Source organism: Thermaerobacter litoralis (assembly GCF_054654595.1).
Genome location: NZ_BAAIES010000008.1, coordinates 1 through 19,124, shown reverse-complemented (window position 1 = coordinate 19,124; position 19,124 = coordinate 1). Strand labels below are relative to the sequence as shown.

General features: G+C 74.4%; 15 protein-coding genes. 5 read left to right on the top strand and 10 right to left on the bottom strand.

All coding sequences use genetic code 11. From position 1 onward, the window contains the following. Nucleotides 1-19: 19 nt before the first annotated feature. Complete coding sequence (locus ACYQ02_RS05435; protein ID WP_460039431.1) at nucleotides 20-1,132, bottom strand: metallophosphoesterase; 1,113 nt, start codon at nucleotides 1,130-1,132, stop codon at nucleotides 20-22. Then, entirely contained in the window at nucleotides 1,129-1,638 is a 510-nt protein-coding gene (locus ACYQ02_RS05430; RefSeq protein ID WP_460039430.1) for a methylated-DNA--[protein]-cysteine S-methyltransferase, read from the bottom strand. The genes ACYQ02_RS05435 and ACYQ02_RS05430 overlap by 4 nt, the downstream gene beginning before the upstream one ends. Nucleotides 1,639-2,126: 488 nt before the next feature. Between ACYQ02_RS05430 and ACYQ02_RS05425 the strand changes: the two genes are divergently transcribed. Beyond that, the gene (locus tag ACYQ02_RS05425) at nucleotides 2,127-2,465 is read left to right on the top strand and encodes a hypothetical protein (protein WP_460039429.1); all 339 of its coding nucleotides are present in this window, start codon (nucleotides 2,127-2,129) and stop codon (nucleotides 2,463-2,465) included. Nucleotides 2,466-2,564: 99 nt separating this feature from the next. Here ACYQ02_RS05425 and ACYQ02_RS05420 read toward each other — a convergent pair whose 3' ends face one another. The 8 genes from ACYQ02_RS05420 to ACYQ02_RS05385 all read right to left on the bottom strand — a co-directional run bounded on the left by ACYQ02_RS05420 (nucleotide 2,565) and on the right by ACYQ02_RS05385 (nucleotide 13,727). Further along, complete coding sequence (locus tag ACYQ02_RS05420; protein ID WP_460039428.1) at nucleotides 2,565-3,230, bottom strand: TIGR00725 family protein; 666 nt, start codon at nucleotides 3,228-3,230, stop codon at nucleotides 2,565-2,567. 3 nt (nucleotides 3,231-3,233) lie between these two features. Further along, nucleotides 3,234-5,396 carry an ABC transporter ATP-binding protein gene (locus ACYQ02_RS05415; RefSeq protein WP_460039427.1) on the bottom strand — a complete coding sequence of 721 codons (2,163 nt, stop codon included), beginning with the start codon at nucleotides 5,394-5,396 and terminating at the stop codon, nucleotides 3,234-3,236. 61 nt (nucleotides 5,397-5,457) lie between these two features. Next, the gene (locus tag ACYQ02_RS05410) at nucleotides 5,458-7,209 is read right to left on the bottom strand and encodes an ABC transporter ATP-binding protein (RefSeq protein ID WP_460039426.1); all 1,752 of its coding nucleotides are present in this window, start codon (nucleotides 7,207-7,209) and stop codon (nucleotides 5,458-5,460) included. A 417-nt stretch (nucleotides 7,210-7,626) separates the two neighbouring features. Further along, entirely contained in the window at nucleotides 7,627-8,541 is a 915-nt protein-coding gene (locus tag ACYQ02_RS05405; protein WP_460039425.1) for an ABC transporter permease, read from the bottom strand. Next, a complete protein-coding gene (locus tag ACYQ02_RS05400) occupies nucleotides 8,528-9,703 on the bottom strand; it encodes an ABC transporter permease (protein ID WP_460039424.1) in 1,176 nt (391 codons plus the stop codon). The genes ACYQ02_RS05405 and ACYQ02_RS05400 overlap by 14 nt, the downstream gene beginning before the upstream one ends. Then, complete coding sequence (locus tag ACYQ02_RS05395) at nucleotides 9,700-11,229, bottom strand: ABC transporter ATP-binding protein (protein WP_460039423.1); 1,530 nt, start codon at nucleotides 11,227-11,229, stop codon at nucleotides 9,700-9,702. Before ACYQ02_RS05395 ends, ACYQ02_RS05400 begins: the two co-directional genes overlap by 4 nt. Before the next feature lie 113 nt (nucleotides 11,230-11,342). Continuing rightward, the gene (locus ACYQ02_RS05390) at nucleotides 11,343-12,398 is read right to left on the bottom strand and encodes a BMP family lipoprotein (RefSeq protein ID WP_460039422.1); all 1,056 of its coding nucleotides are present in this window, start codon (nucleotides 12,396-12,398) and stop codon (nucleotides 11,343-11,345) included. Between the two features lie 468 nt (nucleotides 12,399-12,866). Further along, nucleotides 12,867-13,727: a DNA-3-methyladenine glycosylase gene (locus ACYQ02_RS05385; protein ID WP_460039421.1), complete on the bottom strand. Its 861-nt coding sequence runs from the start codon at nucleotides 13,725-13,727 to the stop codon at nucleotides 12,867-12,869. Nucleotides 13,728-14,158: 431 nt separating this feature from the next. Between ACYQ02_RS05385 and ACYQ02_RS05380 the strand changes: the two genes are divergently transcribed. The 4 genes from ACYQ02_RS05380 to ACYQ02_RS05365 form a co-directional block, all read left to right on the top strand. Continuing rightward, a complete protein-coding gene (locus ACYQ02_RS05380; protein WP_460039420.1) occupies nucleotides 14,159-15,376 on the top strand; it encodes an NADH-quinone oxidoreductase subunit D in 1,218 nt (405 codons plus the stop codon). A 369-nt stretch (nucleotides 15,377-15,745) separates the two neighbouring features. Then, nucleotides 15,746-16,456: a TetR/AcrR family transcriptional regulator gene (locus tag ACYQ02_RS05375; RefSeq protein WP_460039419.1), complete on the top strand. Its 711-nt coding sequence runs from the start codon at nucleotides 15,746-15,748 to the stop codon at nucleotides 16,454-16,456. 116 nt (nucleotides 16,457-16,572) lie between these two features. After that, complete coding sequence (locus ACYQ02_RS05370) at nucleotides 16,573-17,979, top strand: efflux RND transporter periplasmic adaptor subunit (protein WP_460039760.1); 1,407 nt, start codon at nucleotides 16,573-16,575, stop codon at nucleotides 17,977-17,979. Then, nucleotides 17,976-19,124 (top strand): efflux RND transporter permease subunit (locus tag ACYQ02_RS05365; RefSeq protein ID WP_460039418.1); only part of this gene is annotated, 1,149 nt, incomplete at its 3' end. The genes ACYQ02_RS05370 and ACYQ02_RS05365, both read left to right, overlap by 4 nt.

Sequence of the window (19,124 nt, the reverse complement as noted above, 5' to 3'; positions counted from 1 at the left end):
ATCCCAGTTCATCGCGAGGTCAGGGCAGGACCAGCTCCAGTAGGACGACCTCGGGCCGGCAGAGGAGCCGGATCCACGGGCGGGGGGTGCCGAGTCCCGTGTTGATGTACCACCAGGTGCCTGCGACGGGGAACCAGCCCCGATCGTAGGTGGGGAACCACCCCTGGCCGGGGATCCACAGCGCCCCCACCAGGGGGAGGCGGACCTGGCCGCCGTGGGTGTGACCGGCCAGGGCCAGGGCGACGCCGCGGCGGGCGGCCTCCTGGCGGATGCCGTCCGCCGGGGCATGGGCCAGGAGGACCACCGGGAGGCCCGGCGGCGCCCCGGCCAGGGCGGCGCCCAGATCGTGCCGGCCGGTGTGGGGGTCGTCGACGCCGGCCAGGAAAATGGCGGCCGCCCCAGAGCCCACTTGCACGCCCCGGTTGACCAGGACCTGGACCCCTGCCGCCTCCAGATCCCGCCGCAGCCCGTACCAGCCGTAGAGGTGGTCGTGGTTGCCCGGGACCAGGTAGACCGGCCAGCGCCGGGCCAGCCGCCGCAAGAGCGCCACCCCCCGCCCGGCGGGCAGCCCCTTGCCCTCCGCCAGATCGCCGGTGAAGACCACGGCGTCCGGCTGCCACGCCTCGATCCACCGGATCAGGCGCCCCTCCGCGATCCGGTAGACCGGGGCATGGAGGTCCGTCAGGTGGACCAGGCGCAGCCGCGCCGGGCGGGTCCCGGGCTCCTCCCCGGCCCGGGGGGCGGGGTTCGGGGCAGCCCCGGCCGCGCCGGGGGCTGGTGCCGGCAGGGGGATCGAGACCGGCTGGCCGCCCGCCGGGCGGTCCAGGCGCAGCCGGTAGGCCCGCGCCTTCAGCCAGCGGGGTTCCACCAGGTAGCCCCAGGCCAGCGCCAGGATGAGCAGGGCCGCCACCAGCTGCAGGAAGGCGGCGAGACTCCCTGGGCTCCACCCGGCCGCGCCCAGGCCCACCGCCAGGGCCAGGCCCGTGGGCCGTGGGGCCGGGCCCAGCGGCGGGAGGAACCGGCCGGCGCGGGGGCCGGCCGCCACGCGGGCCCCGCCACCGCCGGCCGGCGCCGGCGGCCGGCCCCGCGCAGCCCAAGACGGGTGCGGGTGCCCGCGGCGCCGTCCCCTCACCCAGCCGTCCTCCCCGGGCGGCCTGGGGGCAGTGGCCAGGCCCCTTCCATGCGCAGCAGCCGCTCCTTGACGGCAGGGCCTCCGCCCGAGTAGGCGCCCAGGACCCCTCCGGTCCGCACCACCCGGTGGCAGGGGATGAGCAGGGCGATGGGATTGGCGGCGACGGCGTTGCCCACCGCCCGGGCGGCGCCCGGCCGCCCCAGGGCGCGGGCGATGGCCCCGTAGGTGCGGACGCTGCCGCGGGGGATCCGGCGGACCTGGTCGAGGACGGCCCGGGTGAAGGGGCCGAGCCTCCACACGTCCAGGTCCAGGGGGACGTCGACGGGCTCGCCCGCAAACCAGGCATTGAGCAGGGCCTGCCACTCCGCCCGCCGGCCGTCGTCCCGCACCGCCCGGCCCGCCGCGTTCGACGGGGCCGCCCTGTCTGGGGCGGGGGCGGGTTCGTCCGGTTCCCCCCGTTCCCCCGGTGCCAGCTCCAGGGCGCACAGGCCGCGCGTGGACCACACGACCCGGGCCGGGCCGACGGGGGTGGCGACCACGGTGTAGCGCAGCGGGGGATCCCCGCCGGCTCTGCCGTCCCTGCCGGCCGCCGGCGCAGGACCGGCCGCGGGCGCGGGGCCGGTGCCCTGGGGATCCGGGGCTGCCGCGGGCTCAGGGGCCGCGGCGGAATCCGGGGCCGCCGCAATCCCGCCCCCGGGCCGTTGGCGCCGGCCGTCCTGGCCGTGGCTGCCCGGGCGGCCCGCGGGGCCGTCCGGGCCTGGGCCGGCGGGCCCTTGCCCGCCGGGGTCGCCCAGCCCGCCATGGCGGCCTGGCCGGCCTGCGGGGCCGTTCCCACGGGGATGCGCCGGCCGATCGTGCCCGCCGCTGCCCCGGCCGGCTTCGCCCATCGCCCTCACCTCCGGATCCCGTTGCCTCCCCGGCGTCGCCTGCAGGAGCCGTCTTTGCCAAAAACGAACATACCTTCCTGAAGACGAGCGGGGTGGGTCACAAGGCCATGGTCGATCGCATCTTGCAACGGCTCTTCGCCCTGGGCAGTTCGGTGTACCTGCCGCCCGAGCTGGACGACGAGCCCTTCTTCCGGGCGCGCTACTACGCCGTGTACCGGTTTCTACACCGCAACGACGTCACCATCGTCCAGGACCGGGAGCGGCGCTACTTCCTGTGGGAGGGCGGGCCCGAGCTGCGGCAGGTGGGGATGGAGGAACTGGGCCGGCTGCTCTTGGCCGGGGCGATCCTGCCCATGTCCGATCCCCAGCCCCTGCCGGGCCTTTACGCCCATATGCGTCCGGTCTACAACCCCATGCGCCGCACCTTCGAATTCCGCCGCCGTTAGTACCGCCCCCGGGGCCGCCGGGCCACGTCCGAGCCGGCGGGACAGTTCCCGACGGGAAACCGCGGGGGCCGGCCCCGGCCGGGACCAACCCTTTGCGGCTCAGGCGGGGGCCACCACGTCGCCGGCCCCGCCGCCGGCCTCGCCCAGGCCCCGCCAGCGGGCCGGGCCCGGGAAGTGGCGCTGCCGGAACTGGCGGGCCAGCTGCACCGCACGGTGGGCGGCCTCTTCGGGGGTGGCGGCGAACTCCAGGGCCACCGTGCGCCGGTGGTCCAGGTAACGGCCGTCGGTCAGGACCTGCCGGATCCGGTCGGACCAGCCCCCGGTGGCGGCCAGCACCACCACGGGCCGGCCGTTGAGGTAGGCCGCCGAGAGCTCGCCCAGGGTGCCGTTGCCGCCGCCCATCATCAGCACGGCGTCGGCGCTGTGGATCAGCACCAGGCTGCGCCACTCCATCCCCAGGCCGGTGGTCAGGGGTAGCGAGAGCCACCCGTTGCCCTCCCGCGGGTCGTCGCCGGGCAGGATGCCGACCGTCAGGCCGCCCGCCTCCCAGGCGCCCTGGGATACGGCCGCCATCACGCCGTCGCGGCCGCCCGTCAGCACCACGGCCCCCAGGCGCGCCAGGGCCGCGCCCACCTCCACCGCCGCCTGGTAGAGGGCGGGGGCGATGGCGCCAGAGTCGCCGATCACCGCGACGCGCAGCGGCGGCTGGGCCGGGATGACGGGGCCGCCTCCGCCGGGACGCGGGGTCCCATGCCGGTTCTCCAACCCTCAGGCCTCCTTCCGGGTCAGCTGCTCCTGTTCACCGTACTGCAAGAGCCACAGGCGGTGGTAGAGGCCGCCCCGCGCCAGGAGCTCCTGGTGGGTGCCCACCTCCCGGATCTGTCCGCGGTGCAGCACGATGATGCGGTCGGCGTGCTGGATCGTCGAGAGCCGGTGGGCCACGATCAGCGTGGTGCGGCCCCGGGTCAGCTGGCGCAGCGCCTCCTGGATCAGCTGTTCCGTCTCCGTGTCGATGTTGGCCGTCGCCTCGTCCAGGACCAGGATGGCGGGATCGTAGGCCAGGGCCCGGGCGAAGGCCAGGAGCTGCCGCTGGCCCGCCGAGAGGGTCGAACCCCGCTCCGTCACCGGCTCGTCGTACCCCCGCGGCAGCCGGCGGATGAACTCGTCCGCCCGGGTCAGCCGGGCCGCCCGCTCCACCGCCGCGTCGGAGATGGCGGGATTCCAGAGCCGGATGTTGTCCCGGATCGTACCGGTGAACAGGAAGACGTCCTGCTGGACCACAGCGATGTGGCGCCGCAGCTCCTCCTGGGGCCACTCCCGGACGTCGATGCCGTCGATGCGCACGGCGCCCCGCTGGACGTCGTAGAACCGGCTCATCAGGCTCAGGATGGACGTCTTGCCGGCGCCGGTGTGGCCGACGAAGGCCACCGTCTCGCCGGGTTCGACCCGGAAGGAGACGTCCTTGAGCACCCACTCCTCATCCCGGTAGGCGAACCAGACCCGGTCGAACTCCACGGCGCCCCGCACGCGGGCGGGGACCCGCGGCCGCTCGGGGTCAACGATGGCCGGGGGCGTGTCCAGCACCCCGAAGATGCGCTCGGCCGAGGCCATGGCCGACTGCATGATGTTGAACTTCTCCGCCAGCTCGGTGATCGGCCGGAAGAACCGCTGGACGTACTGGATGAAGGCCACCAGGACGCCCAGTTCCAGCTGCCGGCCCAGCACCTGGGCACCGCCGTAGGCGATGACCAGCGCCAGGGCCAGGGAGGAGAGGAAATCGATCACCGGCCGGAAGACGGCGAAGATCGTCACGTGGCGCATGGTCGCCTCGAAGTACGACCGGTTGATGGCGTCGAACTCGGCGAACTGCTCCCGCTCCCGCCGGAACACCTGGATGATCCGCATGCCCGAGATGTTCTCGGACAGGAAGGCGTTGATCCGGGCCAGCCGCACCCGCATCTGGCGGTAGGCGGAGCGGGCCTGGCTGCGGAAGATGGCGGCGGCCACCACCACCAGGGGCAGCACGGCGAAGGCCGTCAGGGCCAGCCGGGCGTTGTAGGCCAGCATGATCCCCGCGATGCCCACCAGGACGAACAGGTCGCGGAAGAGGTTGACCACCACGCTGGTGTACATCTCGTTCAGGGTCTCCACGTCGTTGGTCACCCGGGTGACCAGCCGGCCGACGGGGTTGCGGTCGAAGTAGCCCAGGTGCATCCGCTGCAGGTGGCCGAACACCTGGGCCCGGATCTGGGCGACGATGCGCTGGGCCGTCCACTGCAGCAGGTAGCCCTGGGTGTAGGCCAGCACGAAGGCAGCCGCCGCCAGGGCCCGGTAGAGCCCGGCGATCCGGGCCACCGCCGCCCGCTCGGGCTGGCGGAACTGGTGGACCTCCTCGCGGCTGAGCAGCCGGGCCGGCAAGGCCCGCCCTCCGGCATCGCCTCCCGTCCCGCCGGCCGGCGGCGCCAGGACCACGGTGGCGCCGCCGGCCGTGCCCACCTGGAGCTGGGCGGGCGGCGCGGTGACCGGTTCGTCCCCCACCTGGACCAGGTAGAACCGGCCGCCGTCCACCTCCAGCACCTGGTAGCGGGCTGCCGCCCGCTGGGCCGGGGACAGGAAGCCCGCGGGCAGGCGGTCTTCCCTCAGGAAGAACCGGCCCTCGAAGGCCACCGCCTCCCGTTGCAGGCGGGCCGGCAGCTGCTCCACGACCGCCGGTTGCAGGGCGATGCGCGGCCGGTCGGCCGCCCGCAGGTGGTGGTCGATGGCCGTGCGGATCAGCAGGGGCCCGGCCAGGTCGGCCGCCGTGACCAGCAGCAGCAGGACGATGCTGACCAGGATCCAGCCCAGGTGGGGCCGGGCGTAGCCCAGCAGCCGGCGCATCAGGCGGCCGTCGTAGATCTTGCCCAGATGTTCGTCCTCGCGGTATTCCTCCATGCCCGTTGGCGCAGCTCCTCTCTCGCGGCGGCGCGGCTGCGGCGCCCGTCTCCCAAGGGGTTCACTCGGCGGCGATCTGTTCCTCCAGCCGCTGGCGGTGGTACAGGCGGTAGTACTCGCCCCGGCGGGCCAGCAGCTCCTGGTGGGTGCCGCGTTCCACCACCCGGCCGCCGTCCAGCACCAGGATCTCGTCGGCGTGCTGGACGGTGGACACCCGGTGGGAGATGAGGATGGTGGTCCGCCGGGCCATGATCTCCCGCAGGCGCTCCAGGATCCGGCTCTCCGTCTGGCTGTCCACGGCGGAGAGGCAGTCGTCCAGGATCAGGATCGGCGGGTCCTTGAGCAGGGCCCGGGCGATGCTGATCCGCTGGCGCTGGCCGCCCGAGAGGGTGACGCCCCGCTCGCCCACCGGCGTCTCGAAGCCCCGGGGGAAGCGGCGGATGTCCTCCTCCACCTGGGCGTCGCGGGCGGCGGCCTCCACGGCCTCCCGGCTCCACCGGCCCGGCGCGAAGGCGATGTTCTCGGCGATGGTCTTGGAGAAGAGGAAGTGGTCCTGGGGCACGTAGCCCACGTCCCGCCGCAGGACCTCCAGCGGGATGTCCCGCACGTCGATGCCGTCGATGAACACCGTGCCGGCCGGCGGGTCGTAGACGCGCACCAGCAGGTTTGCCAGGGTCGTCTTGCCCGAGCCGGTCCGGCCGATGAGGGCCAGGGTGCGGCCGGGTTCCACCGTCACCGTCAAGTCCTGCAGGGCCGGCGGCAGGTCGGGCCGGTAACGGAAGGTCAGGCCCCGGATCTCGATCCGGCCCGCCAGGCGGTCCACCTGCGCCGGCTGGGGGGCGTCGGTGATCTCGGGCCGCTCGGCGAAGATGGCGTCGATCCGCTCCATGGAGGCGGCGCCCCGCTCCAGCAGGTTGACGACCCAGCCGATGGCCAGCATGGGCCAGACCAGCATGCCCAGGTAGCTGATGAAGGCGACGAAGTCGCCCAGGCTGATGACCCCGTCCAGCACCAGCGCGCCGCCGTAGCCCAGGACGATGACGAACCCCAGGCGGGTGAGGAAGTCGATCAGCGGGTCGAAGGCGGCGTCCACCCGGTGCAGGTGGAGGTTGGCCTGGAGGTAGCGGTGGTTGACCCGCTGGAAGGCCTGTTCTTCCGCGGCGGTGCGGGAGAAGGCCTTGACCACGCGAATGCCCGACAGGTTCTCCTGCACCCGGTCGGTCAGGTCGCTGAAGATGTCCTGCACCCGCCGGAAACGGGCGTGGATGGCCCGTCCCAGGCCCCAGGAGGACAGGGCCAGCAGGGGCAGGGGCGCCAGGCCCAGCAGGGTCAGGCGCCAGTCGATGGTCAGCAACATCACCGCCAGGGTGCCGGCGCTCATCATCAGGGAGTCGGCCAGCATCAGGACGCCCGGGCCCACCGCCATGCGCACGGCCTGGAGGTCGTTGGTGGCATGGGCCATCAGGTCGCCGGTCTTGTGGTGGTTGAAGTAGTTGGCCGACAGGCCCAGCAGGTGCCGGAAGAGCCGCTCCCGCATCTCCCGCTCGATGCGCCAGGAGGTGCCGAAGACGTAGATCCGCCAGAAGTAGCGGAAGATGCCCACGCCCACCGCCAGGCCGACGATCAGCCCGGCGTAGCGCAAAACGCCGCCCAGGTCCAGGGCACCCCGGTCCAGGGCGTCGGTGAAGCCGCCGACCAGCCGGGGGATGGCCAGCTGGAGCAGGTCGGTGGCCAGCAGGGCACCCACGCCCAGGGCGTAGCGGGTCCAGTGGGGGCGGATCAGGCGGAGGAGGAAGGCCATGCGCTTGCCCAACGGGCTCCATCCTTTCCGGTTATCCCGTCTCCCGAAAATTCCGGCAAGCTCTCAGTATAGCACACGGCGGGAGCGGGGAGCGGCAGGGTACCGGCCGGCCGCGGCAGCGGTAGCGGCGGCCGGGCGGGGAGGCCGGCCCGCAGCGGTGGGCCAGGGCAGGCCGCCGGCCGGTCGGGGGACCGCCGCGCTGGCCAGCGGCACGACGGCGGACCCACCCCCGGATTGGCGCCCGGGCCTGCGAAGAGTATCGGTAAGCGGCCGGGGCCGGTCGTCCCCCGGCCGGGCCCATCGGCTGCGATGGTCCACCCCCCAGGGTACTCCCCCTGTCTCGCGCGAAGGGGACCGCCACCGGCGGTCCCCTTCGCGCATGGGCGCACCCTTCGCGCATGGGCGCGCATGGGTGGGGTGAGCCCGGATCTACTCCTCGCCCCGGGTATAGTGGGTGCCCACCGCCGCCGGCGGGGTCGACCGCCGCATCACCCCGGCCAGGACCAGCAGGGTGACCACGTAGGGCAGCATCTCCAGGAACTGATAGGGGATGGCCACGTTGGCCTGGATCGACAGCGCCTCGGCCGCGCCGAACAGCAGCGAGGCCAGGGCGGCGCCCACGGGCGTCCAGTTGCCGAAGATCATGGCGGCCAGGGCGACGAAGCCACGCCCCTGGGTCATGCCCTCCACGTAGACGTGGTTGAGCTCGACGACCAGGTAGGACCCGGCCAGCCCAGCGAAGAGGCCGCTCAGGATCACCCCGGTCATGCGCATGGCCTCCACGTTGACCCCCAGGGTGTCGGCCGCCAGCGGGTTCTCCCCGCAGGCCCGCAGGCGCAGGCCGAAGGGCGTGCGCTGCTGCACGTACCAGACCACCAGGATCAGCAAGAAGCCCACGGGGACCAGGGGCGAGATGTCGCCCAGGTAGGGCACCGGCAGGGCCGGCAGCCCCTCCACCCGCGGCGAGGTGGTGGCCGTGCCGAAGGCGCGGTAGCTGCCGATCCGCACCAGGCCCGTCGCCAGCAGGTTGATGGCCACGCCGCTGACGATGTGGTCGACCCGGAAGCGCACCGCGGCCACCGCGTGGACCACCGCCAGGGCGGCGCCGGCCAGGGCGCCCGCCACGATGCCGGCCACCGGCCCCGCGGTGATGCCGGCCCAGGCGGCGCAGAAGGCGCCGAACAGCATCATGCCCTCCAGGCCGATGTTGACCACGCCGCCCAGCTCGGTGAAGGTGGCGCCCACGCCGGTGATCAGCACGGGCAGGGACAGGCGCAGGGTCGCGGCCACCAGCGCCACCAGTCCCACCAGCAGGGCCGGCGAAGCGGCGTCATGCGCCGGCATGGTGTCCCTCCTCTCGCCCCGGGGCGTCCGGCCGGGTTCGTCCCCCGCCGGCGGTCCCCGCCGACTGGCCGGCCAGGATGTGGGCCCGCTCCCAGCGGCGGAGCCAGCGCCCGGCCACCGCGGAGGTGATCAGCATGGTGAGGATGATCACGCCCTCCATCACGGTGATGACCTCCCGCGGCACGTCGGCCAGGGCCTGGACCCCCAGGCCGCCCCGCTGCAGGAAGGCGAACAGGAAGGAGGCCAGGACGACCCCGGCGGGGTGGTTGGCCCCCAAGAGGGCGACGGCGATGCCGGTGAAGCCGTAGCCGCGGGGGAAGTCGATGTCGAGGTAGCCGAAGTAGCCCAGCAGGTCGGACATCCCGACCAGGCCCGCCAGGGCGCCGCTCAAAAGCAGGGCCTTGCGCTGGACGGCGGGGACGGGGATGCCGGCGGCCCGGGCCGCCTCGGGGTTGAGACCCACCGCCCTCAGCTCGAAGCCGAAGGGCGTCCGCCACAGCACCAGGTACACCACCGCCGCCAGGGCCAGGGCCACGAGGAAGAACCAGTCCAGGGCCACCGACGGCCGCAGGTGGATACCCAACAGCTCGGCCAGGCCGTGGATGCGGGGGATCCGGGCCGACGCCGCGATCTCGGGCATCCGCACCCGGGTCGTGCCGGCCTGGGTCGGGTCGCGGAACACGTCGCCGATGAGCCAGAGCAGCAGGGACGTGGCGATGAAGTTGAGCATGATCGTGCTGATGACCTCGTGGACGCCCCGCCGCACCTTCAGCTCCGCCGGGAGCCAGGCCCACAGGGCGCCGCCCGCCATCCCGGCCAGCACCGTCAGGGGCAGGTGCAGGGCGGCCGGCAGGCCCGCCAGGTAGATCCCGGCCAGGGAGGCGGTGAAGGCGGCGATCAGGTACTGGCCCTCCACCCCGATGTTGAACAGGCCGGCCCGGAAGCTCAGCGCCACCGCCAGGCCGGAGAGGATGAGGGGTGTCATCCGCGACAGGACGCCGGCGATGCTGTCGGGGCTGGAGAGGTTGTAGGTCAGCATCACCTGGAGGACCTCCAGGGGATGGCCGCCCGTGGTGCGCACCACCACGGCCCCGATCAGCCCCGCCAGCACCAGGGCGACGACGGGGACGGCGGCGTAGAGCAGGCCGCGGGTCCACCTCATGCCGTCTCACCTCCGGCCAGCATCAGCCGGCCCAGCCGCTCGGGCGTGGCCTCTTCCCGGGCCAGCTCGCCGGCCAGCCGCCCTCGCACCAGCACGCCGATGCGGTCGGCCAGGGCCATGATCTCCTCCAGGTCCGCCGAGATCAGCAGCACCCCCAGCCCCCGCGCCCGCGCCTCGAGGAGCTGGCTCCACACGAACTCGATGGCGCCCACGTCCAGGCCCCGGGTGGGCTGGGCCGCCACGATGAGCCGGGGCCCGCGCTCCAGCTCCCGCGCCAGGATCAGCTTCTGCTGGTTGCCGCCCGACAGGGCGGCGGCGGGGACGTCCAGGGAGGGCGTGCGGACGTCGTAGCGGGCGACGTAGCCGGCCACCCGCCGGCGGATGGCGGCGGGGCGGTAGAGGGGGCCGCGCCGCCAGAGGGGGTCGCGGTGGCTGCCCAGCATGGCGTTCTCCCACAGGGTCATGGGCAGCACCAGGGCCTGGCGGTGCCGGTCCTCGGGGATCACGGCCATCCCCTCGGCGCGGCGGCGCGCCACGCTCCAGCCCGCCGCGTCCCGGCCGAAGATCTCCACCCGGCCCCGGTGGACCGGCCGCAGCCCTGTCACCACCTGGACCAGCTCGGCCTGGCCGTTGCCCTCGACCCCGGCGATGGCGTAGATCTCGCCGGGGTGCACGGTGATGGAGACCCCGTCCAGCACGGCGCGGGCGCCCTCGAGGCAGGTCACGTCGTGCAGGGCCAGCAAGGGGGCCGGTTCGTCCAGCCGGGGCGGCTCGGGCCGCTCCAGCCGGAAGAGGACGGGGCGGCCGACCATCATCTCGGCCAGCTGCGGCTTGGTCGCCTCCCCGGCGGCGACGGTGCCGATGACCCGGCCGCGGCGCAGCACGGTGATGCGGTCGGCGATGGCCAGGACCTCGTCCAGCTTGTGGCTGATGAACAGCACGGTCTTGCCCTGCTGGCGCAGCTCCCGCAGGTGGCGGAAGAGCTCCTCCACCTCCTGGGGCACCAGGACGGCCGTCGGCTCGTCCAGGATCAGGACCTGGGCGCCGCGGTAGAGGACCTTGAGGATCTCCACCCGCTGCTGCTGGCCGACGGAGAGGTCGGCCACCCGGGCGTCGGGGTCGATGTCCAGGTGGTAGCGGCCGGCCAGTTCCGCCACCCGGGCCCGGGCAGCCGCCAGGTCGAGCCGGCCCGCCGAGCCGGGTTCGCTGCCCAGCACCACGTTCTCCGCCACCGTGAAGCGCGGGACCAGCATGAAGTGCTGGTGGACCATGCCGATGCCCAGCTGGGCCGCGTGGCGCGGCCCCCGCAGCCGGACCGGCCGGCCCTCCAGCAGGATCTCCCCGGCGTCGGGCTCGTAGAGGCCGGCCAGGATCTTCATCAACGTGGACTTGCCGGCGCCGTTTTCCCCGACGATGGCGTGGATCTCGCCGCGGCGCACGGCGAAGCTGATGTCGTCGTTGGCCACCAAGCCGGGAAAGCGCTTGGTGATGTGGCGGACCTCCAGCATCCACTCGGCTTCCGGCACGACCGCACCTCCCTGCGCCGCGGCGCCCGGGCATGGGCAGGGGACGGCCCCCGTGCCGTCCCCTGCGGTGGAACCCGGCCCGCGCTTCCCCGGGCGCGCCCGGGGTGCGCTCCTCACACGTCGCCCGGCGTCTCGGGGACGTGGATCTCGCCGCTGATGATCTTCTGCTTCAGCTCGTCCAGCTGGGCCGTGATGTCCTCGATCATGGAGCGGTTCTTGTCGTTGACCGCGTAGCCGACGCCGTCCTCCTTGAGGCCGTAGGCGTGCAGGCCGGCCTGGAAGTTGCCCTCGACCACGGAGCGGATCACGTCGTAGACCGCCACGTCGACCCGCTTCACCATGGAGGTCAGGATCACGTCGGCGTAGTCGGGCGAGGTCAGGGACTGGTCGGCGTCCACGCCGATGGCCAGCTTGCCCTGCTGCTTGACGGCCTCGAACACGCCCTTGCCGGTGCCGCCGGCCGCGTGGTAGATCACGTCGGCGCCCTGCCGGATCTGGGCCAGGGCCAGCTCCCGGCCCTTGGTCGGGTTGTTGAAGGCCTCGCCGGTGGTGCCGGCGTAGTCGGACAGCACCTTGATGTCGGGGTTGATGTACTTGGCCCCGGCCCGGTAGCCGGCCTCAAAGCGCTCGATCAGCGGGGTCTTCATGCCGCCGACGAAGCCGATGGTGCCGGTCTTGCTCTTGAGCGCCGCGGCCGCGCCGACCAGGAAGGAGCCCTCGTGCTCCTTGAAGGTCAGGCAGGCCACGTTGTCCAGCTGCTCCTGCGGGCAGGAGTCGATGATGGCGAACTTGACGTCGGGGTACTCCTTGGCCACGGCGCTGATGGCGTCGGTGAAGAGGAAGCCGACGCCGATCACCAGGTCGTAGCCCTGGTCGGCGAAGGTCCGCAGCAGGTCCTCCCGGTTCTGGCCGCCCGCGTCGGGCTCGGCGTCCTGGGCCTCCAGCCGGTCGCCGAACTCCTGCTTGGCCTTCTCCAAGCCCGCGTAGGCCATGTCGTTGAAGGACTGGTCGCCGCGCCCGCCCACGTCGTAGACCAGGCCGACGCGGACCTTGGCCTGCTCGCCGCCGCCGGTACCCGTGCCGCCCCCCTGCTCCTGGGTCCCGCCGCCACCGCCGCCGCAGGCGGAGAGGATCAGCGAACCCGCCACCACGAGGGCCAGACCCCACATCCGGCCTCTGGCTCGCCCGCGCATAGGAAACCCCCCGTTGAAAGGCTGTGATGGTGCGAGCGGCCCCGCGAATCGTGTCGAAGCCGCGAACCATGGACGTGTTCCCCGTCCTCCGACGATATCCTGCCGCCCAGCCGTTCGTCCCGGCCAGAACATTCTGGGGCCGATGCCGCGGGATGCAACCCCTGGTGCGGGATGACAGCCGTCGCAGGGGACGGCTGGCACCCATGGTGCAGACCGGGAGCGGAAGGATCGTCCGGGGGCGGACGGGGCGCGGGCGCCGCCGGCGGGTGCGCCGCGACCGCTGCCCGACGCGCCCGGGCCGATCGCGGACGGCGGCGGCGGGCCGGGGACGGCCAGGAACGACCGCCGCCGGGACGGCAACGAACGACCGCGGGTGGCCGGCGGTCGCGGACGGCCGGGGGCGGCCGCGGTCGGCCGGCGGTCGCAGTTGGCCGCGGTCGGCCGTCACCCCTTGGAGACGTGGGGATTGCCCGCCACCCAGAAGCGCCAGGGCACGTCCTTCCACTCCCCGGCGTAGTCGATGTTGATCCGCGGGCCGCGGGCCACGGTGCCGACCGGAAAGGGCGGCTGCGGGTAGTGGATCCGCAAGGGCGAGCCGGGGTCGAACAGGGGCAGGCCGTAGTGGGCCCGGGTGATGCCCAGGGCCTGGCACAGCCGGCCAGGGCCGCCCGTCAGGAGGCCGGGGCGGGCCGCCGCCTGGGGGGTCAGATTGCGCCGCCGGGCCATCAGCCCCACGCCGCGGCGGGGCTCCAGGGCGCGCACCAGCACGGCCTGGGGCTCACCCGGCTCGGCCGCCACCACGTTGAAGCAATGGTGCATGCCGTAGATGGTGAACACGTAGGCGTAGCCGGCCGGCCCGAACATCACCTCCGTCCGGGCCGTGCGCCGGCCGCCGTAGGAGTGGGCGCCGCGGTCCTCGGGGCCCTGGTAGGCCTCGGCCTCGACGATGATGCCGCTGGCCAGGCCTTCGGCCGTCTCGTGGACCAGTTCCAGGCCGAGCAGGGCCGGCGCCAGCTCGGCGGCGGGGCGGCGGAAGAACCCGGCCTCCACCACGGGGCCCGGCGGCACGCCGTCGAGCCCGCCGGGACCGGCGGCCGGCCCGTCCCCCGGCGCGGCGCTTTCGGCCGGACGCCGGCGGGTGGTGCCGGATCCGGCGGCCCCGGCGGCACCGGCGGGGCCGGCGTTGCCGCCAGGGGCGGCGCCGGCGGGACCGGCGTAGCCACCGGCGGCGGGGCCGGCCGGATGGGGGGGCCGGGCACCGGCGGGGAATGGGGCCTCAGGGGGCCCGGACTTGCGCGCGTCCATCGCGTCCATGGATACCAGTGTAGCGCACCTCTAGCGCACCGGGCCTGGCGGTGGCTTGACCGCCGTGCCCGGGGCCCGCGATCCGCGGGGCGCCAGCGCCTGCCGGTGCCCCGGCGCCCGGTCCCGGGACGGGCCAGGACAGGCAGCGGCCGTGACGCGGCGCGCAACAGCGCCCGGACGGCCTGGGGCGATCCAGCGCCCGGGACCGGCCGGGGGCGCGGCGCCGGGACGTCCCGGGGGGCCCGGCGCCGCCGGCCGGTTCGTCGGGATAAGGGGCCCGGACCCGGGAGAGGTTAGGACCCGGGAAAGGTTCGGCGGGGGTTCGGTAGGGCGTCGGCGGGGGAGCGGTCCTCGGCGGGGCCGTGCCCGGCCGGGCGGGACCCGGACCCCGTCGGGCGGGACCCAACTGGCGGCCGAGGAGGCGGGCGACCATGGCCGGCGGCGATCGCGTGCCGGGCAAGGCGGGCAGCGCCGTCCTGGAGCGGGATCCGGCGTACACGGCGGCGCTGCCTGACCCGCGGGGGGATGCCCGGGTCGAGCTGCGCTACCTGGACGACGAGGGCCAGCACATGGTCCTCAGCATGGGGCCCCAGCACCCCAGCACCCACGGGGTGTTGCGGGTCGTCCTCACCCTGGAGGGGGAGACCATCGTCCACGCCGAGCCGGACATCGGCTTCATGCACCGCAACTGGGAGAAGCAGGCCGAATACCGCACCTACGCGATGAACGTCCCCTTCTCCGACCGCAACGACTACATCGCGCCCTTCCACAACGAGCGGCTGATCTGCGAGGCCATCGAGCGCCTGCTGGGCGTCGAGGTGCCCGAGCGGGCGCGGTGGCTGCGCCTGGCCCTGTGCGAGATGGAACGGATCGCCAGCCACGTCCTCTGGATGGGGACCATGGGCCTGGACCTGGGCGCGGTGACCCCCTTCCTGTTCGCCTGGCGGGACCGGGAGATGTACTACATGCTGGTCCAGGAGCTCTCCGGCGGCCGGCTCTTCCCCCAGTTCATGCGCATCGGCGGCCTGCGCAACGATACGCCCGACGGTTGGGTGGAACGGGCCCTGGCCTGGCTCGACCACATGGAGCAGGAGGCCTGGCCCGAGTACGTCCAGCTGCTCTTCGAGAACGACCTGTACCTCCGCCGGACGCGAGGGGTTGGCGTGCTGACGCCCCAGCAGGCGGTGGCCTGGCAGGCCAGCGGGCCGGTGCTGCGGGGTTGCGGCGTGGCCCGGGACCTGCGCGCCCACGACGACGGGGTTCCCTACCGGGAGCTGGGCTTCCGCCCGGTGACGGCGGAAGGAGGCGACGTCTGGGCCCGCAACCAGGTCCGGGTGCAGGAGGTGCTGGAAAGCGTGCGGCTGGCCCGGGAGGCGCTGCGCAACCTGCCCGGCGGGCCCGTCATGGCCAAGCTGCCCCGGGCCCTGCGCCCGACCGGGGAGATCTACCATGAGATCGAATCGCCCCGGGGGAGCATCGGGCTCTACCTGGTTGCCGGCGGCGACGTCATGCCGTACCGCGCCCACTGGCGCTCGCCCTGCTTCGTCCACCTGCAGCTGCTGCCCCTGATGGCCCGGGGCCACCTGGTGGCGGACATGACGGCCATCATCGGCAGCATCGACATCGTCCTCTGCGAGGTCGACCGCTAGGATCGACCGCCGGCGGCCGATCCGCCGTGCCCCTTCCCTGGCGCGCCTTCCAAGACCGAGGGCTCCCAAACCCCGACGGGATCCCCAAAACCTCTCGGGGTGCCCTGTCACACCTCGGGCCGGCCTGCCCCGCCGCGGGGCGGCCTGCCACAGCTCAGGCCGGCCTGCCACAGCTCGCACCAGCCCGCCCCGTGGCGGGCCGGCCCGGAGCCCCTCGGCGAGGCCCGCAGCCTCTGGGTCCGGACCGCCGGCCCACATCGCTGCACCTAGAGCCGGAGGATCTTGACACAGGTGGGGTCGCCCGCCTACGCTGGGTCCATGATGTGACCGCGGTCATCGAATGACCGCGGTCAAGGCGAGGCGTTGCCCATGAACCTGCGCCAGACCCAGCGGGAAGCGGTGCGCCAGGCCCTGCTCCGGGAGGGCATGCGGCTGCTGGCGCGCCAGGGCTTCGCCGCGACGACGGTCGACCAGATCGCCAGCGCGGCCGGCGTCGCCAAGGGCACCTTCTACAACTACTTCGCCACCAAGGAAGACCTGGCCCTGGCCGCCCTGCCGCCACGCCTGGAGGCCTTGCGGCGGGAGCTGGACCAGGCGGCCGACCTACCGATGAGGGCCGCCCTCCACCGCCTCCTGAGCCGGCTGGTGGAGTGGACCCGGGAGGTCCACCCCGACGTGATCTGGCTCTGGTGCATCGAGAACCTGCGCCGGGGCGCCTCGGAACGGGCGTCCCAGCTGCTCCACCGGCTGGTCACCGACCTGTGCGCCCGCGGCCAGGCGCGGGGCGAGCTGCAGGCCGGGCGGCCGGCGGAGGAACTGGCCCTGGACATCGAGGGCATCGCCCTGGCCCGGCTGGCGGCCTGGTACCACAGCGGGGCGCCGCCGGGCCTGCTGCCCCGCCTGCTGGCCGCCATCGACACCTACCTGGCCGGGGCCGCCGGCGGCCAGGGCGTCCACTCCACCGGTGGCGGCCCAGCCGGCGGCGGCCCAGCCGGCGGCCGGAGCGACCGAGCTGGCCGGCCGCACGAAGCCCCCGGCGCGACGGGGGCCGGCCCGGGAAAGGAGCGCGGAAGGCCGTGAGCAGCCCAATCCAGCCTGTGTTCCCCTTGCGTGGAGACGATCGGGGACCCCACGAGCGACAGGCGCCGGGGCGGCGGGCCGCCCGCCGCGCCCGGTGGGCGGTTCCCGTGGCCCTGATGGCTGCCGCCGCGGTGGTCCTTTCGGCCTGCAGCGGTGGCGGGCGCGGGGAGCCGGCCGAGGGCGCCGGGGCCGGTGATGGAGGCCCCGTCCCCGTGGCGATCGCCGTGGCCGAGGAGGGGACGGTGACCCAGCCGGTGGAACTGGCCGGCCGCGTCCGGGCCCGATCCGAGGTGGCTGTCCGCCCCCAGGCGGCGGGGATGATCACCGCCGTCCACGTGAAGGTCGGCGACCGGGTGAAGGCCGGCCAGGTGCTGGTGGAGATCGACCCGGCGGCCGCTCAGGCCCAGCTGCGCCAGGCGGAGGCGGCCCTAGAGGCGGCCCGGGCCGCGGCCCGCCAGGCGGAGAAGGGCGGCCGGCTGCAGGTCCTGCAGGCCGACGCCGAGCTGCGCCAGGCGGAGCTGGCACGGAAGGGGGCCGCCGCCCAGCTGGATGGGGCGCGCCAGACCCTGGCCACCCTGGAGCGCCAGTGGCAGGCCCTGGGCTGCGCCGCCGGCGCCGGGGCCGGGACCCCGGCGTCGGCGGCACCCGGCGGGACCACCCCCGCCACGGGCCCTGGCGGCGGTCTGCCGGGGGCGGGCGCGGCGGAGCCCGGGACCGGGAGCGCCGGCTGCGCCCAGCTGGCCGCGTCCCTGGCGGAGGCCCGGGCCGCCGTGCGCCAGGCCGAGTTCAACCTCCAGGCGGCGGACGTGCGTCTTGACGCCGCGCGCCAGGCCCGCGACCTGGCGGCGGGCGGCGACCCGGCGGCGGCCGCCCGGGCGCAAGTGGAGCAGGCCGAGGCGGCGGTGGCCCTGGCCCGGCGCCAGCTGGAGCTGACCCGGGTGACGGCCCCGGTGGCCGGCGTGGTGGCCCAGGTCAAGGCCCAGGTGGGCACCCTGGCCTCGCCCCAGGCCGTGGACCCGCTGGTCGTCCTGGTGGAACCGGGACCCGTCCAGGTGGAGGCCGACCTGCCCCCGGGCCTCTACGACGCCCTGGCCGCCGGGGACCCCGCCGAGGTCCAGGTGGGGTCGACCACCTGGAAGGGGCGGGTGACCGGCAAGACGCTGGTGCCGGACCTGCGCACGGGGGCCTACACGGTCACCGTGGAGTTGCTGCCCCAGGAGGGCGTCGACTGGCCCGTCTCGGGCCAGCCGGCCACCCTGCGGTTCACGCCCACCGGCGGCACCCGGGGCGTGGTGGTGCCGGTGGACGCCCTGCAGGAGGGGGACGAACCTGGCCGGGGCGTGGTCTTCGTCGTCGAGGGCGGCCGGGCCGAGCGGCGAGAGGTGCGCTACGGCACCGTGACCGCGGAGCAGGCCCTGATCCTGGAGGGGCTGCGGGCGGGTGAGCAGGTGGTCACCCGGGGCGCGGCCGGTCTGGCCGGCGGCGAGCAGGTCCAGGTCGTGGAAGAGGGCGGTCGGCCGTGAGCATCGCCCGCTTCTCCGTCCGCCGGCCCGTCTTCGTCACCGTCCTGGTGATCGCCCTGGTCCTCCTCGGCGCCTTCCTCCTGCCGGCCATGCCGGTGGACCTCCTGCCCCAGCTGGAGCTGCCCGTGGTCGTCGTGGCCACCTCCTACCCCGGTGCCGCGCCGGCGGAGCTGGAAGCCCGCGTGGTCGAACCGCTGGAGCAGGCCGTCAGCACGATCAACGGGGTCAAGGGCGTCCGCTCCATCGCCCAGCCCGGCTCGGCCCTGGTGATCCTGGAGCTGGACTGGGGGACGGACCTGGACTTCACCGTGCTGGAGGTGCAGAAGCGCATCGACGCGGTGCGCGGCGTCCTGCCCGAGGACGCCGGCAGCCCGCGGGTGCTGACCCTGGACCCGTCGGCCGAGCCCGTGGTCATCGTCGGCGTCACCGGCGACCTGCCGGCGGCCCAGCTGCAGTCCCTGGCGGAGGACCGCATCGCCCCTGCCCTGGAGCAGGTGGAGGGGGTGGCTTCCGTCGGCGTGGTGGGACTGCGCCACCGGGAGGTGCGGGTGGTCCTGGACCCGGCGCGGATGGAAGCCTACGGCTTGAGCCCGGCTCTGGTGGCCCGGGCCCTGGGCGGCGGGGCCAGCCTGGCGACCGCCGGGTCTGTGGACCGGGGCCGGGCCGCCCTGTCGGTGCGGCTGGACGCCCAGTACGCCAGCGCCCAGGACGTGGCGCAGGCGGTCGTCACCACGCCGGCGGGGGCGGCGGTGCGCATTGCCGACATCGCCACGGTGGAGGAGACCCTGGCCGATCCCTCGCAGCTGGCCTACCTGGACGGCAAGCCCGTGGTCCAGCTCCAGGTGCTCAAGGCCACCGACGGCAACACCCTGGCCGTCTCCCGCGGCGTCCGCCAGGCCCTGGAGCGGCTGGCACCCCAGCTGCCGCCCGGGGTGGAGCTGCGCCCCATCCTCGACCAGGGGGACTTCATCGAGGAGTCGGTGCGCACCGTGGCCGAGCACGGCCTGCTGGGCGGCCTGATCGCCGTGGCGGTGCTGTACCTGTTCCTCGGCAACTGGCGCACCACCCTGGTGGTCGGCCTGATGCTGCCGGTGTCCGTGGTGGGCTCCTTCGCCATGCTGGCCGCCGCCGGCCAGACCCTGAAC